This is a genomic window from Flavobacterium chryseum, from assembly GCF_004362015.1.
GTDB lineage: Bacteria > Bacteroidota > Bacteroidia > Flavobacteriales > Flavobacteriaceae > Flavobacterium.
The window spans coordinates 224,267-249,974 of sequence record NZ_SNWW01000001.1; the positions used below are offsets into that span (position 1 = coordinate 224,267).

At 34.2% G+C, this 25,708-nt stretch carries 27 protein-coding genes; 7 read left to right on the top strand and 20 right to left on the bottom strand.

Going from position 1 to position 25,708, the window contains the following annotated elements; translation table 11 throughout:
* Nucleotides 1–66 precede the first annotated feature (66 nt).
* From EV143_RS00910 to EV143_RS00970, 15 genes are all read right to left on the bottom strand, one after another.
* Entirely contained in the window at nt 67–1,257 is a 1,191-nt protein-coding gene (locus EV143_RS00910; RefSeq protein ID WP_133506082.1) for a BamA/TamA family outer membrane protein, read from the bottom strand.
* A 65-nt stretch (nt 1,258–1,322) separates the two neighbouring features.
* A complete protein-coding gene (locus EV143_RS00915; RefSeq protein WP_133506084.1) occupies nt 1,323–2,300 on the bottom strand; it encodes a SphA family protein in 978 nt (325 codons plus the stop codon).
* Nucleotides 2,301–2,349: 49 nt separating this feature from the next.
* Complete coding sequence (locus EV143_RS00920) at nt 2,350–3,528, bottom strand: helix-turn-helix domain-containing protein (protein WP_133506086.1); 1,179 nt, start codon at nt 3,526–3,528, stop codon at nt 2,350–2,352.
* A gap of 138 nt (nt 3,529–3,666) precedes the next feature.
* The gene (locus tag EV143_RS00925) at nt 3,667–4,260 is read right to left on the bottom strand and encodes a DUF4136 domain-containing protein (protein ID WP_243739768.1); all 594 of its coding nucleotides are present in this window, start codon (nt 4,258–4,260) and stop codon (nt 3,667–3,669) included.
* Between the two features lie 233 nt (nt 4,261–4,493).
* Nucleotides 4,494–5,894 carry a DUF2252 domain-containing protein gene (locus EV143_RS00930; protein WP_133506088.1) on the bottom strand — a complete coding sequence of 467 codons (1,401 nt, stop codon included), beginning with the start codon at nt 5,892–5,894 and terminating at the stop codon, nt 4,494–4,496.
* Nucleotides 5,895–5,915: 21 nt separating this feature from the next.
* A complete protein-coding gene (locus EV143_RS00935; RefSeq protein ID WP_133506090.1) occupies nt 5,916–6,740 on the bottom strand; it encodes a hypothetical protein in 825 nt (274 codons plus the stop codon).
* 100 nt (nt 6,741–6,840) lie between these two features.
* Entirely contained in the window at nt 6,841–7,857 is a 1,017-nt protein-coding gene (locus EV143_RS00940) for an HAD family hydrolase (protein WP_133506092.1), read from the bottom strand.
* A 63-nt stretch (nt 7,858–7,920) separates the two neighbouring features.
* Nucleotides 7,921–8,472, bottom strand: a complete 552-nt coding sequence (locus EV143_RS21695) for an alkaline phosphatase family protein (RefSeq protein ID WP_243739769.1) — start codon at nt 8,470–8,472, stop codon at nt 7,921–7,923.
* A complete protein-coding gene (locus tag EV143_RS21700; RefSeq protein WP_243739770.1) occupies nt 8,426–8,722 on the bottom strand; it encodes a sulfatase-like hydrolase/transferase in 297 nt (98 codons plus the stop codon). Before EV143_RS21700 ends, EV143_RS21695 begins: the two co-directional genes overlap by 47 nt.
* On the bottom strand, nt 8,719–9,090 hold the full coding sequence (locus tag EV143_RS21705; protein WP_243739771.1) for a sulfatase-like hydrolase/transferase: 372 nt from the start codon (nt 9,088–9,090) through the stop codon (nt 8,719–8,721). Before EV143_RS21705 ends, EV143_RS21700 begins: the two co-directional genes overlap by 4 nt.
* 427 nt (nt 9,091–9,517) lie before the next feature.
* Nucleotides 9,518–10,951, bottom strand: coding sequence for a pyruvate kinase (pyk, locus tag EV143_RS00950; RefSeq protein WP_133506094.1), 1,434 nt, complete (start codon nt 10,949–10,951; stop codon nt 9,518–9,520).
* A 5-nt stretch (nt 10,952–10,956) separates the two neighbouring features.
* Entirely contained in the window at nt 10,957–11,445 is a 489-nt protein-coding gene (locus tag EV143_RS00955) for an IPExxxVDY family protein (protein ID WP_133506096.1), read from the bottom strand.
* A gap of 125 nt (nt 11,446–11,570) precedes the next feature.
* Nucleotides 11,571–12,311 (bottom strand): ribonuclease III, encoded by a 741-nt coding sequence (gene rnc / locus EV143_RS00960; RefSeq protein WP_133506098.1) that lies wholly within the window; start codon nt 12,309–12,311, stop codon nt 11,571–11,573.
* 8 nt (nt 12,312–12,319) lie between these two features.
* Nucleotides 12,320–13,573 carry a beta-ketoacyl-ACP synthase II gene (fabF, locus tag EV143_RS00965; protein WP_133506100.1) on the bottom strand — a complete coding sequence of 418 codons (1,254 nt, stop codon included), beginning with the start codon at nt 13,571–13,573 and terminating at the stop codon, nt 12,320–12,322.
* A gap of 239 nt (nt 13,574–13,812) precedes the next feature.
* Nucleotides 13,813–14,049: an acyl carrier protein gene (locus tag EV143_RS00970; protein ID WP_007137004.1), complete on the bottom strand. Its 237-nt coding sequence runs from the start codon at nt 14,047–14,049 to the stop codon at nt 13,813–13,815.
* 175 nt (nt 14,050–14,224) lie between these two features.
* Between EV143_RS00970 and purN the strand changes: the two genes are divergently transcribed.
* Complete coding sequence (purN, locus tag EV143_RS00975; RefSeq protein ID WP_133506102.1) at nt 14,225–14,788, top strand: phosphoribosylglycinamide formyltransferase; 564 nt, start codon at nt 14,225–14,227, stop codon at nt 14,786–14,788.
* A 138-nt stretch (nt 14,789–14,926) separates the two neighbouring features.
* Complete coding sequence (gene rnhA, locus EV143_RS00980; RefSeq protein WP_133506104.1) at nt 14,927–15,403, top strand: ribonuclease HI; 477 nt, start codon at nt 14,927–14,929, stop codon at nt 15,401–15,403.
* 65 nt (nt 15,404–15,468) lie between these two features.
* On the opposite strand, the gene EV143_RS00985 is transcribed toward rnhA, so the two are convergent.
* On the bottom strand, nt 15,469–15,816 hold the full coding sequence (locus EV143_RS00985) for a DUF6249 domain-containing protein (protein WP_133506106.1): 348 nt from the start codon (nt 15,814–15,816) through the stop codon (nt 15,469–15,471).
* Nucleotides 15,817–16,065: 249 nt separating this feature from the next.
* Here EV143_RS00985 and EV143_RS00990 point away from each other — a divergent pair, with 249 nt between their 5' ends.
* From EV143_RS00990 to EV143_RS01010, 5 genes are all read left to right on the top strand, one after another.
* Nucleotides 16,066–16,653, top strand: a complete 588-nt coding sequence (locus EV143_RS00990; protein WP_133506108.1) for an RNA polymerase sigma factor — start codon at nt 16,066–16,068, stop codon at nt 16,651–16,653.
* Nucleotides 16,637–17,050: a hypothetical protein gene (locus tag EV143_RS00995; RefSeq protein WP_133506110.1), complete on the top strand. Its 414-nt coding sequence runs from the start codon at nt 16,637–16,639 to the stop codon at nt 17,048–17,050. The genes EV143_RS00990 and EV143_RS00995 overlap by 17 nt, the downstream gene beginning before the upstream one ends.
* Nucleotides 17,051–17,066: 16 nt before the next feature.
* Nucleotides 17,067–18,023, top strand: coding sequence for an alpha/beta hydrolase family protein (locus EV143_RS01000; RefSeq protein WP_243739772.1), 957 nt, complete (start codon nt 17,067–17,069; stop codon nt 18,021–18,023).
* Between the two features lie 356 nt (nt 18,024–18,379).
* Nucleotides 18,380–19,303 carry a PfkB family carbohydrate kinase gene (locus EV143_RS01005; protein ID WP_133506112.1) on the top strand — a complete coding sequence of 308 codons (924 nt, stop codon included), beginning with the start codon at nt 18,380–18,382 and terminating at the stop codon, nt 19,301–19,303.
* Nucleotides 19,304–19,385: 82 nt separating this feature from the next.
* Nucleotides 19,386–21,284, top strand: coding sequence for an amidophosphoribosyltransferase (locus EV143_RS01010; protein WP_133506114.1), 1,899 nt, complete (start codon nt 19,386–19,388; stop codon nt 21,282–21,284).
* 686 nt (nt 21,285–21,970) lie between these two features.
* Here the strand turns inward: EV143_RS01010 and EV143_RS01015 are convergent.
* From EV143_RS01015 to EV143_RS01030, 4 genes are all read right to left on the bottom strand, one after another.
* Nucleotides 21,971–22,582 carry a superoxide dismutase gene (locus EV143_RS01015; RefSeq protein ID WP_133506116.1) on the bottom strand — a complete coding sequence of 204 codons (612 nt, stop codon included), beginning with the start codon at nt 22,580–22,582 and terminating at the stop codon, nt 21,971–21,973.
* Nucleotides 22,583–22,720: 138 nt separating this feature from the next.
* Nucleotides 22,721–23,395 carry an aminoacyl-tRNA hydrolase gene (gene pth / locus EV143_RS01020; protein ID WP_133506117.1) on the bottom strand — a complete coding sequence of 225 codons (675 nt, stop codon included), beginning with the start codon at nt 23,393–23,395 and terminating at the stop codon, nt 22,721–22,723.
* 450 nt (nt 23,396–23,845) lie between these two features.
* Nucleotides 23,846–24,457 carry a 50S ribosomal protein L25/general stress protein Ctc gene (locus tag EV143_RS01025; protein ID WP_065451677.1) on the bottom strand — a complete coding sequence of 204 codons (612 nt, stop codon included), beginning with the start codon at nt 24,455–24,457 and terminating at the stop codon, nt 23,846–23,848.
* A 108-nt stretch (nt 24,458–24,565) separates the two neighbouring features.
* Complete coding sequence (locus tag EV143_RS01030; RefSeq protein WP_029271464.1) at nt 24,566–25,507, bottom strand: ribose-phosphate pyrophosphokinase; 942 nt, start codon at nt 25,505–25,507, stop codon at nt 24,566–24,568.
* Nucleotides 25,508–25,708 lie beyond the last annotated feature (201 nt).

The window sequence follows — 25,708 nt, forward strand, 5'->3', positions numbered from 1 at the left end:
GCTCAAATTCCCGATAGTAATTATCGGGAATTTTTAATTTTTAATTCATAATTTTTAATTGAAATTCTACCTCATCCAATTACTTCCAAATACGATATAATACGCCCAGTCTTCGGGGCCTTTTGCAATATCTACGCCCATTCTGAGTTTGAATTTTCGGGCTAATAAATACCTGAAACCGGTTCCGTAACTGTAAACTACGGGTTTTGCAAAAGCTTTGTCCCAATCGTTAAACGCACTTGCGACACCGCCATAGCCCATAAGGCTCCATCTTCGGTACACATCCCATCGTAATTCGGCTTCGGTTACTATACTTGTTTTTCCCTGATAACGTCCCGCAGCTACTCCTCTTAAATTAATTCCGGGCAAAAGATAAAAAGGCGGACTCCCAAACGCCTGCTCTCCTTCTACCCTAAGTCCGCCAATTAATTTTTTAGTTATAGGATGATAACCTATTGCAGATAAATTAACGCGCCAGGCATCATAATCGCTTCCTATTGCATTATCTGACCAGAAAAAATCTGACTGAAGCCGTATTCCTTTATCTGGAGTAAATATATTATCGCGACCGTCAAACTGAATCGCTCCACCCAATTCGCTAATCGTACTTTTAATATCTTTTGGCTGTACAAAAGGCGGCGGAAGATCCAGATCAGGCAAGTTTATTTTAGAATTTAAAAAAAGATATTGCGGCCCGGCGCTCCATTTTGCATTTCGAAATTGTTTTAGCCATTGGGTATAAAAAGCTGTAGATTTAAAATTGAGTTTAAATTCCTGATCATTGCCACTTGGCAAATTATTATTGTAAAAGGATAAATTCATATCGCCATAACCGGCCATAACGCGATATAATATTTTTGGTTTGATCAGACTTCCGGAACGGAATGCGCCAACAAACAAGCTTTTGTTTTCGGTATACATTCCAATTGCACCCGTAATATCCGGGTTTATAAATCTCTTTTTTCCGTTTTCGTCAATAACCGGTTCGTGTTTTTTGAGAAAAACGGGAACGATTGCACCACCAATTCCGCCAAGCGCCGGTTCTGTAATGATCGTGGGCACTACAATAAAACCGTGTGCATAAATGATATAATCGCTTAAATCGAAAGCGCCATCCAGAGAATCTTTAGTTGAAATATGATTAGGTTTTTGCCCAAGTATATTTTGAAATGAAAAAATGCACAATATAAAAATGAAAACCATTCTCTGAATAAATTTTCTGTTTTTTACGATAGAATCTGAAGGTGTATTTCTCATTTAAACTAATTTAAGATTTATCTTATTCAGTAAAAAAAGTCAACTTTGAATTCGATTTTCAAAAGTTATTCTTTTATTTCTCTCGCAAGGCTAAAAACGTGTGCCAGTGTAAGGAAGAAGGTATTTCCCTGAAAACGGTTTACGGCTTCAAATTCAGAAACCCAGCGCAATCCTGCAGAAGTTTTAGAACCTATATGAAAGTAATTTACCTCAGCACCTACTCCGGCGATTCTGTCTTTTTTGGGTTCAAGTACCAAATTACCAACCGGAATTTTATCATTTGATATTTTACCCTGCAGATAATAAATTACTCCTGCATTCAGTATTCCTTTTGGTGCTGTTTTCTCTCCATTCATCACATAAAAAGTTTTTCCCAAACCTCCTTCGACACTCAAAATATCTCCGGTTTTTATATCTGTATCTTTCTTTTTGCTATTGATTTCGTATGCTGCCAAAAACGAAAAATGAGTTGTTTTTTTATCATTAAAAAACAAAGTTGTTCCTGCTGAAAATTCATTCATAAACATTCCTAAACCTGCATTGTCTGATGCTCCGGCAGTGAATCTTCCGGTTGGCAGGTATAAGGTGTAACTAAAAAGAAAATCGGCTCTTTTGTTGTGCCAGCCCAATTGAACCGGCTGTAAAAAAACATCGGTAAAAGCCAGTGAATTTTTAGTATCAACGCTGTTTCCCTGAATGGTATTTGAGGCAAAAGCCAATAAAAGTGTTGCTCCGTAATTGGCACCCAAAATTTTAAAATCGCTTACATAATTCGCGCCAACGCCAGTAATAAACATGCTGATATCCGGATTTGCAATAGATTTATCTCCGTTGCCATCGCGCAAAGAACAAGCATCATAAAGATAACCCGGCACATAGACGCTCAGAGTATTGGCAGGTGCCTGTGTTCCGGACTGCAATCCCAGACCTCCCAAAATATGACCGCCTTTTAGTTGGGCATGACTAAAAAAAGAAACTGAAAATAACAAAAGTGTTAGTAGTGCTCTTATTCTATTTTCTGGTATTATACATTTCGTTTTCATAATCCATTTTAAAAAATAGTGTCTGCAGATGCTTTAATTGCTGTTTATCTTAAACAAAAGCATTTGTTTCTTCTGAATTAATTTTGATCACTTTAAAATATTCCGAAGGTGATTTTCCGGTATGTTTTATAAAAGCTCTAAAACAGGTGGTTCGCGATTTAAATCCGGATCCCCAGGCCATGCCCTCCAGAGATAAATCTTTCCACTTAGGGTCGTTTATTTTTTCTTTAAAATATTCTATCCTTTTTAAGTTTACGTAATCCTGAAAATGAAGGCTGAATTCTGAATTTATTAAATTGGAAAGATGATGAACAGATATTCCTGTTTCTTCTGCTAAATCCCGAATCACAAAATCTTTTTTCAAAAACAGTTCTTTGGTAGTAAATACATCTTCGAGTCTTAGCAGGTATTCTTCTTTTTTGTCGAATATTATTTCTTTAACTGCAGGCAAATTAGTTTTGCTTTCGTTTGTTTTTAGCTCTGTTTCGTTGTCTGTTCTAATTTCTGATGAATCATCATTCAAGGCAAAATCATAAAAAATTTGAGGTTTAAAATAAAGCCATGTTACCGTAAAAATTAATACGGAAGAAATTAAAATATAACAGGAGAAATCGATACTATTTCTGTTGCTGATTAGAAAATGATGTACAAAAAGCGCTGAAAATAAAAACAATACTACCAGATTATAAATGCGCAACCAACCTAGAAGTTTCAATCGCTGCGTGTGATTTCCTTTGCATTTTTTTATATCATAATTTAATATCATTATGGTTTGGCAAAATGCATATAACAGCCAGCCTGTTAGGCTTAACATCGAAAATGGATTTTTTATGACAGCAGATAAATAATCGAAAAATTGAAAATCAGTAAAATTACCGAGCCAGACTATTACTGTCAGACTAAAATAAATGACAAAGGGCACGAAATGCAAATAATCGTATTTTTTAGCTATTTTCTCTTCTGACAAAACATTTCTAACGTATAGAAAAGCACTTGGAGCTACTAAAAAAATGAATGATTTTGTGATCATAAATAAATCAGGAAAATCTTTTAAGGTATTTGCTGATAAATAAAAATTATAAATGCTTACCACTGCCAGACTAAATAAAAATAGCCCCAGAAAAAAACTTTTTGAATAGTTTTTTTTTGAAAAAAGAACCAAAAAAGATGTTGCAAAACCAACAAGTGTTGCAATAAAAAAGAAGAGTGAAAGTACTATATCGATCATGGTTTTTAAAGCTAGGTTATTTACTATATTTCTCTGCGAAAAGAAATAAATACCGAAATCGATGGGGATCTACAGGTCGTTAAAACTGCTATACTTATCCTGTTTTACCAATAAGTATAGCATCTTGAACCAAAAATTTTAATTTATTTTTTTTCTGCACCGGGAGGAAATCCTGCCAATATTTTTTTGATAGCATTCGCTATAAATTCTTCCGGATTGGTCTAGTTTATTATCAATTTGTGCATTCCCAATGCCTTGCCAAAGCAGCTTTTGCGTTTTTGTAGATACAATGTCAATTATTAAGGAGCCATCAACGTAATCGTAAGTGTTGAACGTTGTTGTCGCGCCGCCCATCATAGCTCCGCCACCCCAATATCCGTAAGGACGATACATACCGCCATATCCATAAAAATTAGAATCGGCTGTTACAGATTGTTTGTTTTTTAAGATGGAAACGGCGTTTACTTTCAAATCAGGATTTGTAGTTGATTCTGTAAAGCCTTTAGCAAGCATTTCAGCACGAATTGCATTTGTAACACGGTCAATATTTAATTGATTTACCTGGCCTTGCTGTGCTTTTAAATCATAAACAGCAAATGTTTTAAACTGGCTGAAACTGGCAGAATGGTCATAATCTGTTGTAACATTTACAGTTGGGGAACAGCTGTAAATAAATCCCAATAAAAATACCATCATTGAGACTGCTCGAAGGTTTTTGCTTGTAATATTCATTTTGTAACATTTAAATTAATGATTAAATTTTTTCTTTAAATTTTTAAAAATCATGCTTAAATCCTGAATGAACGAAAAAATTGACATAAAATTTGCTAAGTATCTACAAAACAAATTATTACACATCACTCAAAGATAATTTATTTTATTTAATTATTTTATAGAAGTGTAAATTTCTTACATATAAAATTGAAAATATTTTATTTATCTTACCTAATATTGTTGTTTTGGATTTATATTTCGGTCGAAATAGGCAGCTGGCCTTTTTTTATAGCTGTGATCATTTTATCATAATCTGACTCATTTTGATCAGCATATAAAACAGAAAATTGAGCAATTGCATTAGCAAATTCATCGCTTTTACCTATGTATCCGGACAATATCGACGGATCTCCGGAACGTGCATGTGCTCTTGCTAATGCCCATCCACAGGCTTTTGCATAATCTTCCATGTTTTTAGCTTTCATAATTTCGAGAACAGGTTTTACTTTGGCATCCCGAAGCTGGCGGACATAAAAAAACTTATTGTCACTGTCATTCGTCCATCCTAAAAATATATCCGAAGCGGATTGCATCAATTTTTGCCCCCGCACAATTCGTTCTCCCTGATGATTGTATTTGCTTTTGGTCTTTACATAATCTTCCAGAACGCTTTTTCGTGCTTCTTTAAATTGTAAAAAAATAGGTTCGCCGGTGGCTGACATCAATAAACTTATACCGCAATGTGTTCCTACGCTTCCTACACCTACTACTTTTATTGCCAGATCATGCAATTTGTATCGGCTTAAAAGCACTTTTTTTTCATCAGACAACGTTTCGAGATATCTTGCATGTACAATTTCAACATCTTTTAAAAGTCGTTTTTCTTCTTCTCCGGTTGGATGAAAAATCAAAGGAGGATCGTCTTTTATTTTGGCTCTCGAACCTTCCAGATACGTTAATTTTGCAAATTCTTTTTCGTGTGCCACATATTCAGCCGCTTTTTTAATTCGCTTTTGTTGAAATGATTTTATTTCATCATCTTCTCCTCTTTTAATAAGTTCAGCCAAATCAATATCAGCATACCAAATTTGAAGTGCCGAAAGCTGACTGTATTCTAACATATGTCGTTTGTAACTGTCTGCTACATTCCACGCAAATTCCTCGCAGGCTTTATCTGGAAATTTTCTCCATCTTCCGGCAATTACAAAACTTGCCGCAAGCCTTTTTACATCCCATTCCCAAGGCCCGGGAAATGTTTCATCAAAATCATTAATGTCAAAAACCATTTTACGCTCAGGAGTTGCAAATCCTCCAAAATTCATCAAATGACAATCTCCGCAAAGCTGAAGTTCGATTCCTGTATTTGGAGTATGAACCAGGTCAGCAGCCATTATTGCGGCTGCTCCCCTAAAAAAGGAAAATGGTGATTCCATCATTCGACTGTATCGAATAGGCAATAAGCTTTCGATTCTGCCAATACTTGTTTTTATTAATATTTCTACGGGATCTTCACGATTCTCAGACGGATTCCATTCACTGTGGGCTGATCGGGGCGTCATTTTTCTCATAGCAGCACCTTTTTCAAAACGAGCCGCTTTTGATGCTACCGGATCAAATAAATTCTTGCTGTCATCTGTGGATTTTTCCGTCATAAAAAAGCATTTAAAATGATCTTACGAACCCGGAAAAACAAAAGCCAGCACGGCTCTTAATCCCCAGTCCGGTTTTATTTCATCCGGGCCAACGACAGGTATAATGGGCATAATCGCAAACTGAACGACCTGATCTCCTAATTTTGTAACCGCACTGATACTTGGACTTAGGGTAATTAAAGTCGTATTACCTTCCCAGTTTTGAGTGATTTCTGAACTTAAACCTAAACTTGCACCGCTTTTAAAACTATGTGACATGAATATCTGGGTGTAAAACTGATTCACATCTGCCCGGTCTTCATTCCCCGCAATCGACCATATTTGATTGGCAATAAAACCAACCGAAAGTCCTTTTCCCTGATGCATCACTAATGCACTCGGTCCAACCCCAAATTTTTCTGTTCCCAAAAAATTATCTGTAGCTGTTGGAACTATAAATGCGGGTCCGAATCCTAGAATAAGTCCTTTTGTTTTAGGCGCAAAAAACGCTGTAACAGTTGCGTCACTTAATCCAAACTGATGCGTATTTTCGCCTGTAATATCTCTTTGATCTACAACCGGAAGAATATAACGGGTAATTAAATTGAGATTTTCAGTTAACTTAAAAGGAATAATGGGCTGTATGTTTACAGTATATTTTGATCCGTTAAAAGGGCCAATGCCATAATTAATATTATTTTGCAGCGGTACACTAATTAAACTCGCCACCGGATTCGCCAATTTATCTGCCAGTTCCTGAGCGCTGGCTCCTGGTTTTGGTTCTTGAGAAAAACCTACAAAACTTAAAAGCAAAAAAGCAGAATTGAAAATGAATTTAATAGAGAATTTCGGTTTTGAGGTTTTCATAATTATCTGTTTAAAGTTTTTATCATTTTAAAAACTGAAATGAAACCACTTTTCAACTTTAAAAAGTCGTTTCATTTTCAGTTTCGAACTAAATTCAAAATTATTGATCTGCAAAGACTTTTTTCCAATCGTCTTTTATACTTACTACATGCCATTTGTTTTTTGCTGCTGTATTTAATGACAGATTATCTTTTTCCTGATAACTGTATTCTCTGATAGAATCGTTATGATTCACCAATAATTGAAAGGAGGGATGTGTATTCCCCTGTGAATACTGTAACATGGCAATATCACCGGCTCCGCCTTCGTTGCCACAGGCAAAAACGGGGCGCTGGCCAATATGTAATTGTATGGCGACAGGTTTACCTCCTTTATCATTAAAATGATTTAAAGCCGGTTCTCTTTTAATGCTATTAGTCGCATCATCAAATGCATACTTAAAAGAAGTTCCAATTACCTGACTTTTTGGAACTCCGTAAAAATCCTGAGATATTGCACGGACAAATTCAACCGTTCCTCCTGTTACAATAAATGTTTTAAAACCGTTTGCACGGAGATACTTCAGCAACTCTAATTGAGGCTGATATCTGATTTGTTTTAAGGAAACATTTTTTCCCGGATATTTTGCTGTTGCATAAAAATCTTTAGCTGAAATTTCAAACTCATCTTCGGTCAGGCCGGTATGTGTAGCAGCAACTAATTCTATTAAAGCTTTTTCACCGCCTTTTTCAAAGAAAGTTTTGTCTTTTTCTACAACAGCTTTAAACGGTTGTTTTTGTGCCAAAGCAGGATTTGCCTCAATCATTTTCTTCACTCGGTAAAAAGCAAACAATTCCTGAGGCAGCGGTTTTTCGGCCCAAAGTGTTCCATCATTATCAAAAGTGGCAATTCTGTCATTGACCGGAATAAAATCCGGCGTTCCTTTTGTAGTGACTTTTTTTACATACGCAATGATGTCATTTTTTAATTTACCCTCATTCCAGCTTGGCAGCGGATTATCACTGTAAGCAATAGAAGCTGTACTGTCTTTAGGATTTACAGTAGCGGTTGCTTCATTTTTTTTACAGGAAACCAACAGCAATAAAAATAATGGAAGTAGATATATTTTTTTGTACATGATATTGATTTTTAATTTAATGGAGCTTGATCTATGGGAAATTCAAGCTCCACTGTAATTTATTTATTTTTTCTTCGCAGCACTATGCGCATCCATCGCTTTTTCTAGTTTGATTTGTTCTAATGCTTCTTCCATAATGGTTACAGGAGAAAAAGTTGGAGGAATTGAGCGAGGTGGATATGCCTTAAAAGTTTCTGCAAATTTCATAACTGCTACATTCATTCCGTAAACGGTTGGTACATGATTCATCATCCAATCCCAATAGGTATTAGAGGTAAAATCAGCTCTTTCGTAAGGATCCTGATATAAATTAAATATTTTTTGAAGACGCAGTTTTGTAAAAGGTTCTGCCCACAATCCCATTGTTCCCTCTTTACGTTGCTCTGCAAAAACATATTTGTAATCTCCCTGACGCATACCTACAAGTAAGCCGTCATCATCAGAATAGTAAAAATCAGTTCTTGCGCTTTTAGGCGTTGTACCTTTTAAGAATGCAGATTGATCGTAACCGTCTAAGTGCACTTTATAAGTATTTCCGTTGGCTTTGTAACCTGTCAGCAGTTTGTTTTTAATATCCGGCTCTCCTGCTATTGAAACTAAAGTGGGAACAATCATTATGGCTCATCATTTCAGTAGTAATCTGGCCTGGTTTGATTACGCCCGGCCAGCGCACCATACAAGGAACTCTGAAAGCACCTTCCCAATTGGTGTTTTTTTCTGAACGAAAAGAAGTCATTCCACCATCAGGCCATGTATTCATGTGAGGACCATTATCTGTAGAATAAACAACTAATGTATTATCTGCAATTCCTAAATCATCTAATGCTTTCAAAAGTTCACCAACAGTAATATCATGTTCGATCATTCCGTCAATATATTCACTGTCTCCATGTGTATATTTCCCATTGGTGCTCCGGGAAAACCAACTTTAGTCAAACCGGTTCTAATTCCGTGTTGTCCCGTAATTAAGGCGGCGCGTCCTGCCGTACAGCTTTGCTCTGCATAATAATGTAAAAAACGAATTCCTTCATTTCCTACCCGATCGATATTTGGAGTTGTATATCCCATTAATCCATCACTATAGGCACTAACATTTGTTGTCCCAATATCGTCACCCCAAATTATTAATATATTGGGTTTTTTCGTCTGTGCCGTCATCCCCATTGTTAAGCCCAATAATGCAAATAGCACTATCGTATTTCCAAATCTGATTTTGAGTTTTATTTGTTTCATGGTAGTAAATTTGTTAATGATTTTTCTGTGTATAGTGGTATTTATTAATTCAAAAACTAGTAGACTGTTTATCTGATTGAGATAAAATTTTATGCTTTAATTTGTCTCCACTTTATTTTTTTAAAATGGTATTTGAAACAAGAAATTTCTTAAAAAAATTTTAAGTGCCTCAAAATTAACCAATAAAGAAGGTTCCCATTGTAATAATGGAGCTTGAGGATGTTCCATTTTATAAAATGAAACACGAAAAATAGCTTTAGCAGAAAAACTAATGTGAGATTTTTATTTTTGGGATTAAAATAATTTAATAAAAAAAGGCTTACGAAATAATTCGTAAGCCTTTTGAAAATTTATTCATAAAATCTATTACGCAAAAAAGCCATCAAAAATAATTCTGATGGCTTTTTTTATGATGTATTATTAGAGATTATTCTATTTCAGAAACTCTCATGGTATTTACCATTCCTTTATCTTTAATTGGCATTGCTGCAAGGTTAATTAAGTAATCACCTTTTACAACAAATCCTTTTTCTCTTGCAATTTCGTTAACGTCAGTTACAGTATCATCCGTACTTTCGTCTTTATCATAGAAATAAGATCTTACTCCCCATAATAAATTCAATTGTGTTAAGATTCTTTTGTTTGAAGTAAATACTAAAATATGCGCTGAAGGTCTCCAGGCAGAAATTTGAAAAGCTGTATATCCACTATTTGTTAAAGTACAAATTGCTTTCGCTTTAATTTCATTTGCCAATAAAGCTGCCTGATGACAAACTGTTTTAGTAACAAAACGTTTGGTTTTAATTTGTGGTGTGTTTTGCGGAACCTGAATAAGTGGTGAATCTTCAACAGCCTCACAAATTTGAGTCATTTTCTGAATTACCTGTACCGGATAATTTCCTGTAGCTGTTTCTCCAGACAACATAACCGCATCAGCTCCGTCCATTACAGAGTTTGCAACGTCGTTTACTTCTGCTCTTGTTGGCGTTAAACTTGTAATCATTGTCTCCATCATTTGAGTCGCAACGATAACAGGAATTCTTGCTATTTTAGCTCTGCGGATCAAATCTTTTTGAACTAAAGGTACTTCGTGTGCAGGAAGTTCAACTCCTAAATCTCCACGAGCAACCATTAATCCGTCGCAATAGGCTATAATTTTATCGATATTTACAAGAGCTTCCGGCATTTCAATTTTAGCAATAATCGGAATTTTATATTCTGAATGTTTTGCGATTAATTCTTGCAAATCTTGTAAATCACGAGGCGTTTTTACAAACGAAAGTGCGATCCAGTCTACTTTTTGCTCGATTGCGAAAATTGCATCTGCAATATCTTTTTCAGTTAAAGCCGGTAAAGAAATTTTAGTGTTTGGAAGATTAACTCCTTTTTTAGATTTTAATTCTCCACCTTGAATTACTACCGCTGTAACTTCTGTTTTTTTATCAGTCGTAAGGATTTCAAAAATAAGTTTACCATCGTCAAGCAAAATACGCTCACCCGGATTAACATCATTTGGAAAGTTTTGATATTTCATGAAAACTTTAGAAGCTGTCCCGATAATATCTTCAGCAGTTGTAAAAGTGATAACATCACCATCATTTACTACTGTTCCTTCTTCCATTACACCAACTCTAAGTTTTGGTCCCTGTAAATCTCCAAGGATTGCAGTTGTATAACCAAACTCTTCGTTTAAGCCTCTAATAATATTAATTTTATCTTTTACTCCTTCGTAATCAGCATGCGAAAAATTGACTCTAAACACATTAACCCCTGCCTCGATCATATCCTTGATAATCTCTCTCGTACTACATGCAGGTCCAAGTGTAGCTACAATTTTGGTTTTTTTGTTTGTTTTTAGCATTTTTTTTAAAAAATTAGATTGTTTTTTGATTTTATTTTATTGGTATCTACAGCATAAATAGCCGCAATACTTTCTATTGTGTTTAATTGTTGCTGAATTTCTGAAAAATCAAGAGCCTCTTCGCTATTGTCTATTTTCAGGAAAAAATCTACTTTTTTGAATTCAGGAAGTAAATGAATTGTTGTTGAAACCTCACTTGTCTCATTGGAAAACAAATCTTGAAAATCATTCTTACTCGCTGAAATGATCTCATTTTTATTCTGAATCAAATTCCATGAAACTGCTTTTTCGGCATCATAATAATAAAATCTCGAAAAATTTGCCTCGCCTTCCTTAGTTTGAGCATGGATCTCGTTTTTGCTCTTACTTAAGTTTATCGGAAGATTTTTATTGATAAAATAGGCCAATCTGTAATCTTCTAATGAAGTATGAATTGCCATTAAATAATAATCAATTTCGTCAAATTCGTCTAAATCCAATCTATGAATTGCCATATCATGAAAAATCTAGGTGTAAATATACTATTTCTATTGGAGCATCAATAGTTAAGATGTGGATGTTTTTGTTAATTTATAAACGAAAACGTTATAGTCTGGAGCAAATTACAATAATATTGTAGTTATTTCTTATCTATTTTCTCCTGAAAGGCAAAATAAGCTCTTTGCGATGCTTTTTCTTCTGCTTTCTTTTTTGAAGTTGCTCTTGCTCTTGCAATTACTTTATCGTCTATACTTAATTTAACGCCAAATAAGCGTTGGCCGTCAATTCCGTTATCCTCAAAAATGTCATAATGAAAGATTCTTTTTTCTTTCTGGCACCATTCGATAACAAGACTTTTATAACTAATTACTTTTCCTTCCAGTCGTGCTATATCAACATAAGGCGTAATAACTCTTTTTTGAATGAATTTTTCACAAAAAGGATACCCTCTGTCTAAATAAATAGCACCAACAAGTGATTCAAAAATATTACCATGAATATTTTCTCCAAAATGCTGAACGGGTACTTTACTTTCTACAAAACGAACCAGGTTTAAGTCTTTACCTAATTCATTTAAATGTTCGCGACTAACAATTTTAGAGCGCATTTTGGTTAAATAACCTTCATCGCCATTTGGTGCTTTGTCAAACAAATGTGCTGCAATTACAGCACTCAACATGGCATCTCCTAAAAATTCAAGTCTTTCATAATTAATTGGATTTCCTGATTCGTCTAATTTATTTGAAGAGCGATGCGTAAAAGCTTTCTTATAAAATTCAATCGAAACTGGCTGAAAACCAAGTATTTTCTGAATAGTGTCAAAAAAAATCCCGTCTTCTTGAGAACGGGATTTTGAAAATATTTTTTTGATAATATTCATAGACAAAACTAGTCAACTAATTTTTTAAACAATACACAAGCATTGTGTCCACCAAAACCAAAAGTGTTACTCATAGCAACATTTACCTCTCTTTTTTGAGGTTTGTTTAAGGTAAGATTTAATGCCGGATCTATATTTTCGTCAACTACAGTATGATTAATCGTTGGAGGAACAATACCATGTTGCATTGAAAGGATAGAAGCAATAGCTTCAATCGCTCCCGCAGCACCAAGTAAATGTCCTGTCATTGATTTTGTCGAGTTGATGTTGATGTTTTTTGCGTGTTCGCCAAAAACTGCGCTAATTGCTTTTAATTCAGCTACATCTCCTAATGGAGTAGAAGTTCCGTGTGTATTGATATGATCAACATCTTCCGGACTCATTCCTGCATCTCTCAATGTGTTTTTCATTACTGCAATAACTCCAATTCCTTCCGGATGTGGTGCTGTTAAGTGGTAAGCATCAGATGACATTCCGCCTCCGCCAACTTCGCAATAAATTTTTGCGCCTCTGGCTTTTGCATGTTCGTATTCTTCAAGAACCAAAGCTCCTGCTCCTTCTCCTAAAACAAAACCATCTCTGGTTCCGTCAAAAGGTCTTGAAGCTGTTTCCGGACTTTCATTTCTTGTAGATAAAGCGTGCATAGAATTAAAACCTCCCATACCTGCAATGGTAATAGCAGCTTCTGATCCGCCTGATATGATGACATCACACATTCCTAAACGAATGTAGTTGAAGGCATCAATTAATGCATTTGCAGAAGATGCACATGCAGAAACGGTAGTATAATTTGGACCCATATAACCATTACGCATCGAGATGTGTGCTGGTGCAATATCGGCAATCATTTTAGGAATAAAAAACGGATTGAATTTTGGAGTTCCGTCACCTTTAGCGTAGTAAATTACTTCTTCCTGAAAAGTTTCTAAACCTCCAATTCCTGCTCCCCAAATAACACCAACTCTTGTTTTGTCGATATTATCATTAGTAAGTCCGGCATCTTTAATAGCTTCATCACTTGCAGCAACAGCATATTGAGCGAATTTATCTAATCTTCGAGATTCTTTGCGATCCATGTATTCTTCAATATTGAAGTTTTTTACTTCACAGGCAAATTTCGTTTTATGCTTCTCTGTATCATAATACGTGATAGGAGCGGCTCCGCTTACCCCATTCACAAGTGCCTCCCAATAATCCTGGATATTATTCCCGATAGGAGTAAGAGCACCTAATCCTGTTACAACAACTCGCTTTAACGTCATAAATATGTATTTTGTACTTTAAACAAATAAAACCCACGCTTTCTTAACTGTTTTGTGTACTTAAGAGCTATGGGTATTACAATATAAATATATCTTTTTGATTGAAAACCAATCGAAATTTAAAATTTTAAAAAAATAATAACACCCGATTTTTACAAATTTCAAAAGTCAAAAGTCAAATTCCAATTGGAATTTGGAATTTCAAAAATTGGGATTTTTAGAAATCGGGTGTAGTATTATTATTTTTTAGCTTCTTCGATATAAGAAATAGCTTGACCAACAGTAGCAATGTTTTCTGCTTGATCGTCTGGAATTTGGATATCAAATTCTTTTTCGAATTCCATAATAAGCTCAACAGTGTCTAATGAGTCAGCTCCTAAATCATTAGTGAAGCTTGCTTCTGTTACAACTTCGTTTTCGTCAACACCTAATTTGTCTACGATAATCGCTTTTACTCTTGATGCAATGTCTGACATAATCTTTAATTTTAGAATTTAATTTGTTGGCAAAAATAAAAAACTTTATTTTAAAACAACTATTTAGTTTATAAATGTGATACTAATTTATAAAATTAATTTCAAGAAAGCCCTTTTAATACTATTTATTTTCGATTTTTATTCCGTTTTTTGCATTCTGAAAATAATCCCTATTATGAAAAAAATTATTGTTTTTGCCTCAGGATCAGGAACTAATGCAGAAAACATTATTAAATATTTTGCAGCATCAAAAATTGCAAATGTTGTTTCGGTTTTTACCAATAATGCTTCGGCAAAAGTTATCGAAAGAGCCAAAAATCATCAAATTCCGGTCGAAATATTCTCAAAAAACGAACTTTTGGATCGAAATGTCTTACAAAAAATACAAGAAATCGACCCGGATCTAATCGTATTGGCTGGTTTCTTATTGAAATTTCCTGAAAACATAATCGAGCAATATCCAAACAAAATAATCAACATTCATCCTGCACTTTTACCTAATTACGGAGGAAAAGGAATGTATGGAATGCACATACACAGAGCGATAATAAATAATAAGGAAAAAGAAACCGGAATCTCGATTCATTATGTAAATGAAAATTACGACGAAGGCGGGATCATATTTCAACAAAATATAGCATTAACTGATGATGATACTCCAGAAACCGTAGCCGAAAAGATTCACGAATTAGAACAAAAACATTTTCCGGAAATTATTCAGACTATCTTAGAACAATAAATTGTTTAGATCGTTAGACTTCTTAGACTTCTCATCTAAATCTCTCAAGATTTATTTCGATTATTATAAAAATTTAAGAAGTCTAAAATCCAATAATCTAAGAAGTCTAAAATCTAATATCTAAGAAGTCTAAAAAAAATGAATCACGAAGTACATATATATACTGACGGCGCAGCAAAGGGAAATCCGGGAAACGGCGGTTATGGCGTAGTAATGGAATTGGTAGGAACGCCACACAAAAAAGAATTTTACGAAGGTTTTCGTCTTACAACCAATAATAGAATGGAGCTTTTAGCTGTAATTGTTGGTTTGGAGAAATTAAAAAACCCGAATATGAAAGTTTTGGTTATTTCCGATTCTAAATATGTTGTCGATTCTGTTGTAAAAAAATGGGTTTTTGGCTGGGAGAAAAAAGGATATACCGGCAAAAAAAATCCTGATTTATGGAAACGCTTTTTAATTGTATATCGTAAACATCAAGTCGATTTTAAATGGATTAAAGGACATAACAATCATCCACAAAATGAACGTTGCGATGAACTGGCGGTTATGGCATCAATGCAACCCAAACTTTCTGTAGATGTTTATTATGAAACCGTAGCTTCTAAAGAATAAAAAAATAACGCATCGAAAAAAATGTTTTTCAATGCGTTATTCGAATTACTAACTTAAAATCTTCCTTATTCTTTATCTAAGTCTTTTGCAGTTTTAAATCCTGTCAAAAGCCCAATTCCTGCCATTATAAAAATGATAGAAGGATAAACTGCATTGTCCTCTAGAGAGGTGTAGGTTGTTATTAATAACGCAAGAAATATTCCCACGCCACAGCCTATTAATAAAAAGGCCAAATTAACAACAATGATTTTCCAGATTGCAACACCTTTCTCTTTGCCTTGAAAAAAAATACTGGCGTCAATGCCTTTTTCTATAAGTGCCAGGCGCTCCCTGTTTCTTGTTGAATAAATAAGGTAAACAATCCCGAAGATCATTAGAAAAAAACTCAGTGGTACTAAAATTCCTGCTAACATAATATTTTGTTTTTAATTGATTGATACTTCATATGACGAGGCTTTTTAAATTCAGGTTACAACTTTTTTAAAATAAATTTTAAATTTTAAATTCAAAAATCCAAAACTTGTTGATTATCAGTTAATTTTGAAATCATAATGTCGCAAATTGACAAAGTTCTGTTGTGGCAAATTCAACAATTGAAATTTGGAATTTAAAATTTTTGGAATTTGTGTAACCAAAAATTATGTTCTGTCGTCCTATATAATATGAGTACAATAAGTGATCAACATTATATCGATAAAATCCTGCAGGGCGATACTAATTCGTTTGCCGTGCTGGTTGATCGTTATAAGGATATGATTTTTACGTTGTCGCTCAAAATGGTTAAAAACCGGGAAGAAGCCGAAGAAGTTTCGCAAGATACATTTATAAAGATTTATAATTCCCTCCCAAAATTTAAAGGTGATTCTAAATTCTCAACCTGGATTTACAAAATCGCTTATAATACTTGTCTGGACCGGTTAAAGAAAAACAAAAAAGAAGATTTGAATATTTCAATTGATGAATTTTCGGCACATTTAATCAAAACAATGGACAATGCATTGAGTGCTTTGGAAGATAAAGAACGAAAACAAACCATTCAAAAATGTTTAAATTTATTACCCAGTGACGAAAATTTCCTTTTAACTTTATTTTATTTTGAAGATCAGAATTTAGAGGAAATTGGAAAAATCATGAACATTTCGGCAAATAATGCGAAAGTAAAATTATTTAGAAGCAGGCAGAAATTAGCCTTAATTTTGAGAAAGCAGTTAGAACCAGAAATAATAGAATGCTATGAAAGAGAACGATAAAAATATAGAGCAACTTATTGATAAAATGATGGCTGAAGAAAAACTGCAGTCACCATCGATAGATTTTACTTCAAAAATAATGGCTCAGGTTCTTATTTTAGAGGAGAAAAAACGTAAAACATATAAACCTTTAATTTCTAAACCGGTCTGGATTTTCCTAGGATTGGCTTTAGCTGCTATAGTAATTTATGCATCTCTTTTCTCAGTATCAGAAAACAATTTCAAAATCGACGAAATAGGAAAATTATATTCTGATAAAATTTCAACCGCTTTTTCAGGAATTCATTTTTCTAAAAACATCTTATATGCTGTTTTGATCGTTCCTTTTATGGTTTTAGTTCAGATAGGCGTTTTGAAAAATTATTTTGATAAGAGGTACGAGTTGTCGAGATCTTAAACTAACAAAAGCGGTAATGACACATACGCATGATTTGATTAATTTTAAAAAAATGAAAAATAAACGGGCAATTTTTAAAAGCATTCTAAGAGCAAGAAAAATATCCCCGTATTCTCTCTTAATGTTGTTGTTTTTTGTCATTAGTTACGTATCAGCAATTCCACCAAACTTTACTAGTAAGGAAATAAAATTTATTAGTGAAGAAGTTTCACTCACCGGAACTGTTTTTACACCAAAAAAGATACAGGCAGCCGTTGTGCTTGTTCATGGATCTGGAAAAGAAAAAAGAATGATAAACTTTGCTACAATCCTAGCCAACAATGGTATTGCAGTTTTAACGTATGATAAACGTGGAGTCGGAGAATCAGCTGGTGTATATGCCGGTCCTGAAGTAGGAACTAACAATGTTGATTTCTCAAATCTAAATCTTTTGTCTTTAGATGCGAGTGCTGCTATAAATACTTTATCTAAATATTTATCAAATGATCAAATACCACTAGGTTTAATGGGCGCTAGTCAAGCTGGATGGATAATTCCATTGGCTGCGGAGAAAAATAAGAAAGTCAAATTTATGACAATATTTAGCGGAGCTTTGATAACAGTTAAAGAACAATTGAGATTCCAATTTTACACAGATGGAGATCGAAATTTTTGGGATACGCACTCAGAAGAAGATGCAAGAAAACATGTATTCAATGACGCAGATAGATATGAGTTTATTGACACTGATCCAAAAGATGTTCTTGCTAGATTATCAATTTCTGGACTATGGATTTTTGGAGGCAAAGATATTCAAGTACCTGTGAATCTATCAATCGAATATCTTAATAAAGTTAAATCCAAAGGAAAACATTATGAATATAAATTGTTTCCAAACTTGGGCCACAATACATCATTTTCAGACTCTGATGAGCCTATGAAATATGCAATCAATTGGGTTAAAAACATAGATAAAGTAAAGAATCATAAGTAAAAAAAGAGCCCCATCGCTAACAGCTACTAACGGATTTGAAAAATTGGGTTAGTAGCGAATGTATCTTCAAATTATTTCCAAAACTTTGAAGATACTTTTAATTAAATTGCTTTTGAAAAACCTCTTTTGTTAGAAAACTTAAATAAAATCTTTAAAGCATTTTTCAAAAATTATATTGCTTTTTAAATCCAAAAATCATATTTTAAGCTCTTCAATCTGTCAAATATAATTCCCTCATATACAATACTTTTAGCTCCGCAAACGATATTGTTTTTTTATGAAAATTTTGAGAACCTAAACCGTTGCAATATTGTAACTTATGGAGTATCTTTGCACCCTAATTCGAAATTCATAAAATGAATAAATTATTGATTGTTGGAACGGTTGCTTTCGACGCGATCGAAACTCCTTTCGGAAAAACAGATAAAATATTAGGTGGTGCTGCAACGTACATTGGTTTATCAGCATCATTTTTCAACTTACAATCGGCCATTGTTTCTGTAGTTGGCGACGATTTTCCTCAAGAACATTTAGATCTTTTAACTTCAAAAAATATTGATATTTCTGGTATCGAAATTGTAAAAGGCGGTAAAACGTTTTTTTGGAGCGGTTTATACCATAATGATTTAAACTCAAGAGATACTTTAGTTACAGAATTAAATGTTTTGGCTGATTTTCAACCAAAAGTTCCTCAAAATTTTAAAGATGCTGATATCGTGATGTTAGGAAACTTACATCCTTTAGTACAAAGCAGTGTTTTAGATCAATTAGAGAAAAAACCAAAATTGATTGTTTTAGACACAATGAACTTTTGGATGGATTGTGCTCTTCCGGAATTACTAGACGTTATTAAACGTGTAGACGTTATAACTGTTAATGATGAAGAAGCAAGACAACTTTCAGGAGAATATTCATTAGTAAGAGCTGCTGCCAAAATCCAGGACATGGGACCAAAATATGTGGTGATCAAAAAAGGAGAACACGGCGCACTTTTATTCCATAACAGAGAAGTATTCTTTGCACCGGCTTTACCATTAGAAGATGTTTTTGACCCAACAGGAGCCGGAGACACTTTTGCAGGTGGTTTTTCCGGATTCATTGCACAAAGTGAAAACATTTCGTTTGGAAACATGAAAAACGCAATTATCTACGGTTCGAATTTAGCTTCATTTTGTGTGGAGAAATTTGGAACCGAAAGGATGGAAACATTAAGCAAAGCAGAAGTAGCGATTCGATTACAACAATTTAAATCGTTAACTCAGTTCGACATAGAAATATAATGCCCGAAAGCCTCGATAACACGGGGCTTTTTTTATTACGTTAATACACACAACTTACAACAACACAAAAATACAAAACACAATGAGCGACGCTTTAAAACACGAATGTGGTATAGCCCTGGTTAGACTTCTTAAACCGCTTGAATATTACAAAGAAAAATACGGAACTGCTTTTTACGGAATACAAAAAATGTATCTGATGATGGAAAAGCAACACAACCGTGGTCAGGATGGCGCAGGTTTTGCCAGCATCAAACTTGATGTAGAACCTGGACAACGCTACATTAGCAGAGTCCGTTCGAACCACGCACAACCTATTCAGGATGTTTTTGCACAAATCAATGATCGTATCAATGAAGAAATGACTGCAAATCCTGAATATGCAAATGATGTCGCAAAACAAAAAGCTAACATACCTTATATAGGAGAATTATTTTTAGGACACGTTCGTTACGGAACTTTCGGAAAAAACAGCATCGAAAGTGTACATCCTTTTTTACGTCAGAGTAACTGGATGCACCGTAATTTAATTTTGGCCGGAAACTTTAATATGACAAATGTTAAAGAACTTTTTGAAAATCTTGTTGAGCTTGGACAACATCCAAAAGAAATGGCGGATACGGTAACAGTAATGGAAAAAATTGGTCACTTTTTGGATAAAGAAGTAATGCAGCTTTACCAGGATTGCAAAGCTGAAGGTTATTCTAAAAGAGAAGCTTCTCCTATTATTGCAGACCGATTGGATATTGCAAAAATATTAGCCCGTTCTGCAAAAAATTTAGATGGAGGTTATGCAATGGCCGGATTATTAGGTCATGGTGATGCTTTTGTTTTTAGAGATCCAGCCGGAATTCGTCCAGCCTATTATTATCAGGATGATGAAGTAGTTGTTGTAGCTTCTGAACGTCCGGTTATTCAAACTGTATTTAATGTACCTTTTGAAAGTGTTCAGGAAATCGATCCCGGAAATGCATTAATCATCAAGAAAAACGGAAAAGTTTCTATGGAACAAATCTTAGAGCCAACCGTAAAAAAAGCTTGTTCATTTGAAAGAATTTATTTCTCAAGAGGAAGTGATGCTGAAATTTACCAGGAACGTAAAAACTTAGGAAAACTAATTTTGCCTGCCGTTCTTGAATCTATTGACAGCGATACAGACAATACTGTTTTCTCTTACATACCAAATACTGCCGAAACTTCATTTTACGGTTTAGTTGAAGCAGCTCAGGATTTCCTGAATCAAAGAAAAAACAATTATATATTAGCCAACAGAAATACACTTACTGCAGAAACATTACAGGAATTACTAGCTGTAAAAATTCGTACAGAGAAAGTTGCTATTAAAGATGCTAAACTTAGAACCTTTATTACCGAAGACAGCAGCCGTGACGATTTAGTTGCTCACGTTTATGATGTAACTTACGGAGTAATTAAGCCAACTGATAATTTGGTTATTATTGACGATAGTATTGTTCGTGGTACAACATTAAAAATGAGTATCATAAAAATGATGGATCGTTTAAATCCAAAACGTATCGTAATTGTTTCTTCTGCTCCTCAAATTCGTTATCCTGATTGTTACGGAATCGATATGGCGAAACTGGAAGGACTTGTTGCTTTTAGAGCAGCTCTTGCTTTATTAAAAGAAAGAAACTTATATCATATTGTTGATGAAGTTTATGCTAAATGTAAAGCTCAGGAAAATTATGTTGATACAGATGTTGTAAACTACGTAACTGCAATTTACGATCAATTTACTCCGGAAGAAATTTCAGCTAAAATTGCCGAAATGTTAAGTTCTCCGGAAATTAATGCAGAAGTGAAGATTATCTTTCAAAAAGTAGAAGATTTACATATTGCTTGTCCTAAAAATCTTGGTGACTGGTATTTTACAGGTGACTATCCTACACCAGGCGGAAATCGTGTTGTAAACAGAGCATTCATGAATTTCTATGAAGGAAAAGATGCAAGGGCATATTAAAAAAATGCTAACAAAAGGTTAAATAGTGCAGTTAATCGGTTTTTTTTGCCGTTCGTCTTATATGTTTGGCAAAATCGAATAGCTACGATACTTTTGGATCACCATAACATTAGTAGGTTAAGTTTATGGTAGATTTGGGGCAAAAAGGGTGGAAGAAATTCCACCTTTTTTATTGGAATAAAGTCAAGGATTATTTCAAAGTAAGAAATTACGCATTTCGTCGAATATATTTGCAGTTTGTCTAGAATATTTGGCGGTAAGATATAACTATCATAGCTTTACTATACCATAACATTAGTAGGTTAAGTATATGGTAGATTTGGGGCAAAAAGGGTGGAAGAAATTCCACCTTTTTTATTGGAATAAAGTCAAAAACAGGTCAAAGTAAGAAATTACGTATTTCATCGAATATATTTGCACTTAATCTAAAATATTTGGGAAAACAATTTATCTATCATAGATTTACTAAACCATTACATTAGTAGGTTAAGTACATGGTAGATTTGGGGCAAAAAGGGTGGAAGAAATTCCGCCTTTTTTATTTTTTAAAAAGTGTGTACAGAAAAAAGAATCCAGAGAATTGAATTACATTTAAAGATAACACAAAAAGGAAAAATATTATAAATAAAAAAGACGGATAACTTTAGGTCATCCGTCTTTTCTTTTGTTCTTTATTCTATTTTATCTTATTTATCTAAAGCGTATCTTCTTGCAACTTCTGTCCAGTTGATTACATTAAAGAAAGCTTCAATATAATCCGGTCTTCTGTTTTGGTAGTTTAAATAGTAAGCATGCTCCCAGACATCCATTCCTAAGATTGGAGTTCCACCATTACCCGCAACTTCTGGCATTAATGGATTATCCTGATTTGGAGTACCTACAACTTCTAGTTTACCGCCTTTTTGTACTGTTAACCAAGCCCATCCTGAACCGAATTGTGTTGCACCAGCTTTAGCAAATTTTGCTTTAAACTCTTCAAAAGTTCCAAAAGAAGACTCAATTGCAGTTAACAAATCACCTGTTGGTAATCCGCCACCGTCTGGGCTCATTACAGTCCAAAATAAATTGTGGTTGTAAAAACCTCCACCGTTGTTACGAACTGCACCGTTAGATTTATCTAAGTTTATTAAGATGTTTTCGATTGTTTTTCCCTCTAAATCTGTTCCTGCAATTGCAGCATTAAGATTTGTTGTGTAGGCATTATGATGTTTTGAATGGTGAATTTCCATTGTACGTGCATCAATATGTGGTTCTAATGCATCATATGCATAAGGTAATTGTGGTAATTCAAAAGCCATGATATTATGATTTTATGGTTTATAATAATTTATCCCAAATTTAAACATTTAACTTTGGAATAGAAAATACTATTTCGTTATAATTGAATTTAATTAATTGATAATTTAATTTTTAAAGACTTAAATACTTGCAAATCTTTATTTTCCATTAAAACTTGTCATTGTGTTTTCTAATCCGGCTGTTCCAAATGTCTTGATAATTTCAGAAGCAACTTCTAAACGCTCCGGTAATTTGGCTTTTTCTTCTTCATCCCAATCGCCTAATACATAATCAACTTGCTGCCCTTTTTTAAACTGGTCACTTATACCAAATCTAAAACGTGTATATTCTTGCGTATTGAGAACCAGGTTGATGTTTTTAAGTCCGTTATGACCACCATCGCTTCCTTTTGGTTTGATTCTGATGGTTCCGAATGAAAGGTTTAAATCATCTGTAATAACCAAAATATTCTCTAATGGAATGTTTTCCTTATCCATCCAATATTTTACGGCCTTACCGCTTAAATTCATGTAAGTGTTTGGTTTAAGCAGAAAAAAGGTTCTTCCTTTAAATTTATATTCTGCCAAAGCACCGAGTTTTACAGTTTCAAAAGAAAGGCTTTCTTTTTTGGCTAAGAAGTCTAAAACCTTAAAGCCTATATTATGTCTTGTGTTTACGTATTCAGCACCAATATTACCGAGTCCTACGATTAAATATTTTTTACTCACGCTTTCTATATTGTTTTTTGGGTGTTCGTGAACCTCCGGTTTCATATTGTCTATGTTCTCTTCTTTTTGTGTTGATGAAAACAGTTTTGTTATCCATTTTATCATGAGGCAAAAATAAGACTAATTATTTTTAACCGCAAAGAGTACAAAGAAGGAAACGCGGATTTTATTTTACAGATCTAAGTTTATCCCATTTTTGTCAGACCGAGCGAAACCTTTGCAACTTTGTCGCTCTGAATCTTTGATCCCTTTCCTTATAAAAACAAAACTTCTTGCTAGCCCTGACAGCAGCGGTATCCTTTTTCTTGCTCCTTTAGCAAGGAAAAGATATAGCGGATGGCAGGAGCGTTGGGTCTTGAAAAAACCGAAAATTTTCTGCTTCGAAAAAAAAACAACCGAAAAGTCAACAAAGGACTTCGACTTCGCTCAGTCTGACAGACTAGAAAACTTTCACTCTTAGAACCTCAGTATCTTAGCAACTCAGAACCTTTAAAAGCAAAAAAAAAAGCACCAATCTTTCGATTGATGCTTTTTGTATTGATTTTGAAAAAAAAATTATTTTTTCTTTCCTTTTGCAGGAGCTTTTGCAGCTTTTGCAGCTTCTTGAGCAGCTTTCATAGCAGCACGAGAAATTCTTACCTGAGCAACAACAGTGTTCTCTGGGTGCATAACTTTGTAGTCTGGTGTACCAACTTTAGTAACATATAATTTGTTACCCATTTCAAGTGGAGTAATGTCAGCTTCAACAAAATCAGGAAGATTTTTAGGTAAAGCTTTAACTTTTAATTTACGAGTGTTTAAACGTAAAACACCACCTGCAAGAACACCTTTTGATGTACCAACAACTTTTACCGGAACTTCCATAGTTATTTCTTTGTCATCAAATAATTGAAAGAAGTCAATGTGTAAAATTTTGTCAGATACTGGGTGAACCTGAATGTCTTGCAAAATTGCATTAAATGATTTTCCTTTTCCAAGCTCAATCACAACTGTGTGTGCGTTTGGAGTGTAAACCAAGTTTTTGAACGCTGCAGCGTCTGCTGAGAAGTGTACTGCTTGATTTCCTCCGTATAACACGCAAGGAACCGCTCCAGCATTACGTAAGGCTTTAGTTGACACTTTGCCCACGCTTTCTCTTTCTGATCCTTTAATTGTAATCGATTTCATTGTAAAAAAAATATAGTTATTAATAAATATTCTAATTTGCATTAAGCTTTAGGCACTAGGCTTTAGGCTTTTTCTAATGAGTAACAATTGCTTACAGCTTATTGCTTTCTACATTATAAATTTTCCACTGATGGAATTGTTGTGGTGCACCATGTGCATAACTTCAGCAAAAAGAGGTGCACAACTCACTACTCTGATTTTCTTTGATTCTTTCTTTAACGGAATAGAATCGGTAACTATTAACTCGCTTAATTTTGAGTTTTCGATTTTTTCGTATGCATCACCTGATAAAATGGCGTGTGTACAAATTGCTCTAACACTTAATGCTCCTTTTTCGATCATTAAATCTGCTGCTTTCGCTAATGTTCCACCAGTATCAATCATGTCGTCTACCAATATTACGTTACGACCTTTAACTTCACCAATCAATTCCATAGTGTCGATAACGTTGGCTGCTTTTCTTTGTTTGTAACAGATTACTACATCTGATTCAAGAAACTTAGAGTAAGCGTATGCTCTTTTTGAACCTCCCATATCAGGAGATGCAATAGTTAAATTGTCTAATTTTAAACTTTCTACGTATGGTAAAAAGATTGTAGATGCAAATAAATGATCTACCGGTTTTTCGAAAAACCCCTGAATTTGATCTGCGTGCAAATCCATTGTCATAACTCTTGTTGCTCCGGCAGCATCTAATAAATTAGCTACTAATTTCGCTCCAATCGGAACTCTTGGTTTGTCTTTTCTATCTTGTCTTGCCCAACCAAAATAAGGCATTACAGCTGTAATATGTCTTGCAGATGCGCGTTTTGCTGCATCAATCATTAGTAACAATTCCATCAAATTATCCGCAGTTGGAAAAGTAGAGCACACGATAAAAACACGTAATCCTCTGATTGACTCTTCGTAAGATGGTTGAAATTCTCCATCACTATACGTTGACATCGTTACTTTGCCTAGCGGGATTCCGTATTGTTCCGCAATTTTCTCTGCAAGGTAAACACTTTGTGAACAAGCAAAAATTTTAGCTTCTGGTTCTAGGTGCGACATTATAATTTGTTGTTTTGTAGTTAGTTGTGTGCGCTTCGTTTTAACGAGGTGCAAATTTAGAAAATTTATTGGAGACTGAAAGGAAATATTTAAGTTTTTTAGTAGAACATTTAATTTTATTTTTTACATTTGCACCGTGTTAAAGGAATAAGCACGTTTATGGTAACATAATCACTTATTCTATTGCGTTAAAATAGTTGA

What these genes read in the sequence shown, in the direction of transcription:
- EV143_RS00910 (WP_133506082.1), bottom strand. Translation starts at nt 1,257, where the DNA reads ATGAGAAATACACCTTCAGATTCTATCGTAAAAAACAGAAAATTTATT.
- EV143_RS00915 (WP_133506084.1), bottom strand. Translation starts at nt 2,300, where the DNA reads ATGAAAACGAAATGTATAATACCAGAAAATAGAATAAGAGCACTACTA.
- EV143_RS00920 (WP_133506086.1), bottom strand. Translation starts at nt 3,528, where the DNA reads ATGATCGATATAGTACTTTCACTCTTCTTTTTTATTGCAACACTTGTT.
- EV143_RS00925 (WP_243739768.1), bottom strand. Translation starts at nt 4,260, where the DNA reads ATGAATATTACAAGCAAAAACCTTCGAGCAGTCTCAATGATGGTATTT.
- EV143_RS00930 (WP_133506088.1), bottom strand. Translation starts at nt 5,894, where the DNA reads ATGACGGAAAAATCCACAGATGACAGCAAGAATTTATTTGATCCGGTA.
- EV143_RS00935 (WP_133506090.1), bottom strand. Translation starts at nt 6,740, where the DNA reads ATGAAAACCTCAAAACCGAAATTCTCTATTAAATTCATTTTCAATTCT.
- EV143_RS00940 (WP_133506092.1), bottom strand. Translation starts at nt 7,857, where the DNA reads ATGTACAAAAAAATATATCTACTTCCATTATTTTTATTGCTGTTGGTT.
- EV143_RS21695 (WP_243739769.1), bottom strand. Translation starts at nt 8,472, where the DNA reads ATGATTGTTCCCACTTTAGTTTCAATAGCAGGAGAGCCGGATATTAAA.
- EV143_RS21700 (WP_243739770.1), bottom strand. Translation starts at nt 8,722, where the DNA reads ATGATCGAACATGATATTACTGTTGGTGAACTTTTGAAAGCATTAGAT.
- EV143_RS21705 (WP_243739771.1), bottom strand. Translation starts at nt 9,090, where the DNA reads ATGAAACAAATAAAACTCAAAATCAGATTTGGAAATACGATAGTGCTA.
- pyk (WP_133506094.1), bottom strand. Translation starts at nt 10,951, where the DNA reads ATGCTAAAAACAAACAAAAAAACCAAAATTGTAGCTACACTTGGACCT.
- EV143_RS00955 (WP_133506096.1), bottom strand. Translation starts at nt 11,445, where the DNA reads ATGGCAATTCATAGATTGGATTTAGACGAATTTGACGAAATTGATTAT.
- rnc (WP_133506098.1), bottom strand. Translation starts at nt 12,311, where the DNA reads ATGAATATTATCAAAAAAATATTTTCAAAATCCCGTTCTCAAGAAGAC.
- fabF (WP_133506100.1), bottom strand. Translation starts at nt 13,573, where the DNA reads ATGACGTTAAAGCGAGTTGTTGTAACAGGATTAGGTGCTCTTACTCCT.
- EV143_RS00970 (WP_007137004.1), bottom strand. Translation starts at nt 14,049, where the DNA reads ATGTCAGACATTGCATCAAGAGTAAAAGCGATTATCGTAGACAAATTA.
- purN (WP_133506102.1), top strand. Translation starts at nt 14,225, where the DNA reads ATGAAAAAAATTATTGTTTTTGCCTCAGGATCAGGAACTAATGCAGAA.
- rnhA (WP_133506104.1), top strand. Translation starts at nt 14,927, where the DNA reads ATGAATCACGAAGTACATATATATACTGACGGCGCAGCAAAGGGAAAT.
- EV143_RS00985 (WP_133506106.1), bottom strand. Translation starts at nt 15,816, where the DNA reads ATGTTAGCAGGAATTTTAGTACCACTGAGTTTTTTTCTAATGATCTTC.
- EV143_RS00990 (WP_133506108.1), top strand. Translation starts at nt 16,066, where the DNA reads ATGAGTACAATAAGTGATCAACATTATATCGATAAAATCCTGCAGGGC.
- EV143_RS00995 (WP_133506110.1), top strand. Translation starts at nt 16,637, where the DNA reads ATGAAAGAGAACGATAAAAATATAGAGCAACTTATTGATAAAATGATG.
- EV143_RS01000 (WP_243739772.1), top strand. Translation starts at nt 17,067, where the DNA reads ATGACACATACGCATGATTTGATTAATTTTAAAAAAATGAAAAATAAA.
- EV143_RS01005 (WP_133506112.1), top strand. Translation starts at nt 18,380, where the DNA reads ATGAATAAATTATTGATTGTTGGAACGGTTGCTTTCGACGCGATCGAA.
- EV143_RS01010 (WP_133506114.1), top strand. Translation starts at nt 19,386, where the DNA reads ATGAGCGACGCTTTAAAACACGAATGTGGTATAGCCCTGGTTAGACTT.
- EV143_RS01015 (WP_133506116.1), bottom strand. Translation starts at nt 22,582, where the DNA reads ATGGCTTTTGAATTACCACAATTACCTTATGCATATGATGCATTAGAA.
- pth (WP_133506117.1), bottom strand. Translation starts at nt 23,395, where the DNA reads ATGATAAAATGGATAACAAAACTGTTTTCATCAACACAAAAAGAAGAG.
- EV143_RS01025 (WP_065451677.1), bottom strand. Translation starts at nt 24,457, where the DNA reads ATGAAATCGATTACAATTAAAGGATCAGAAAGAGAAAGCGTGGGCAAA.
- EV143_RS01030 (WP_029271464.1), bottom strand. Translation starts at nt 25,507, where the DNA reads ATGTCGCACCTAGAACCAGAAGCTAAAATTTTTGCTTGTTCACAAAGT.